At 67.7% G+C, this 1,753-nt stretch carries 1 protein-coding gene; it reads right to left on the bottom strand.

Annotated features, from left to right (window positions below; genetic code table 11):
• Nucleotides 1–1,282: family 43 glycosylhydrolase (locus VR45_RS39860; RefSeq protein ID WP_052709732.1), on the bottom strand; the 1,282-nt coding region annotated here is incomplete at its 3' end.
• Nucleotides 1,283–1,753: the final 471 nt, after the last annotated feature.

Genomic DNA, 1,753 nt, shown 5'->3' with positions numbered 1-1,753 from the left:
CCCCCCAGCCGCAGTCGTACTGCTCGACCTCGGCGCCGTCGGCGACCGAACTGTCCGAGACGTCGAGGCACTTGCCGCTGTGCTGGGCGAGCACCCGGACGTTGCCGTTGTTGTTGTCGGTGAAGCGCCACCGGCTGTTGAGTCCGCTGTCGCAGGCGCCCTGGACCACCACCACGCCGTTGTCGGAGACACTGCCCGGCACGGTCGCGCACTGCCCGCTGGCCTTGTTCACCAGGGTGTTGAGCGGGTCCCCGCCGGTGCCCCGGACCCGGCCGGTGACCGTGTCGACCGAGACCTCTGGGTACCAGGGCAGGATCATCGTCGTGGCGTCCGGGAACTCCAGCGGGAGCCACACATAGGTGGAGTCGTTCACCCGCTTCGGGTCCGACCACACACCCGCCCACCGGTCGCCCAGATAGAGGTAGGAGGTGGTCTCACTGCCCTCGACCGGCAGCACGAACGCGGTCTGCGACTGATGGCCGTTGCTGTTGCCGACATCCCTCATCGGCGTCCACGGCCCGGTGGGGCTCGGGGCGGTGGCGTACTTCTGCTGGTTCGGGTCCCAGTAGCTGGTCCCGGAGGTGAGCATGAAGTAGACGTCCCCGCGCTTGAACAGGGCCGGCGACTCACGGTGCCGGCCCGGCCAGGGGTTCGCCGGGATGCCCTTCACCTGGGTGTAGTCCTCGGTGAGTTCGTAGATCATCAGGTCGGCGTTGTTGTTCGCGGCGGAGATCATGTACGCCTTGCCCGCGGCCTTGTCCTCGAACACGGTGATGTCGCGGGACATGTACTCGTTGCCCGCCGCGTCCTTCGGCCGGAACGACCCCTTCCACTCGTACGGGCCGTCCACGGTGGCGGACACCGCCACCGCCGCACGGGCCTCGGCGTAGGAGTCGTCGGCCTCCTTGTGCATCCACATCACGAACTGCCCGGTCCTCTCGTTGTAGAGGACCTTCGGCCGCTCGATCAGGGCCGTGGCCAGCTCCGGGGAGGACTCCTGGGTGAGGACGTGCCCCCGGGGCTCCCAGGTCTTCAGATCCTTGGAGCGGTAGGCGGAGACGTAGCGGAACTTGTTGTCCTCGCCGCGGTCCTCGCCGAACCAGTAGTAGTACTCACCCACCTTGATCACACCGCCGCCGTGCGCCTGGACCCCCGCGCCGGCGGTGTCCGGGAACTGGGTACCGGTCGAGGTGGTGACAGGTGCGGCGTCCGCCGGCACCCAGACCGTGAGTGACAGGAGCAGGCCCAGAAGGCCCGCGAAAACGGATCCCACTCTTCGCATGCAGGGTTCCTTGATGTCATCCGTGCGGTCCCGCGCCCAGGTCCGACCGGAGAGATCCCTCATCCAAAATCGAACAGCAAGCGACACCATCACACGGAAATCAACATGTTGTGGGGTAGCCTGACCGCCTCCCCAGCCACTGTCAACACAACCGAAACATCTGGTTCATCCTGTCGCAGCATTGCGGCCGAACTGCAATCACGATCGCCCATCAGGACCCCCTTCCGGCGTCGCGTGATGTGCGGAATCGATCACAACCGTTCGACAACGAGGCGGGCTCGGCCCCCGGGACCGGCCTCCCCCTGATGCCCGAACCTCCGCCGGCCCGAGGCCAGGAGCAGCCGCGCACGACCGAGGGAGCGCCACCGGCATGGTGTCCGACCATCCGATGCCCGACCGCACACCGCACCGACCGACCGACCCGCGCACGGCGTCCCGCCGCCGGGTGAACCGGATCGCGCTCTCCGCCCC

The sequence above is a fragment of the Streptomyces sp. NRRL S-495 genome, assembly GCF_000966955.1.
GTDB classification, from domain to species: domain Bacteria; phylum Actinomycetota; class Actinomycetes; order Streptomycetales; family Streptomycetaceae; genus Kitasatospora; species Kitasatospora purpeofusca.
Note: the sequence above shows the minus strand (reverse complement) of the source record. Positions and strands in the feature narration are given on the sequence as shown.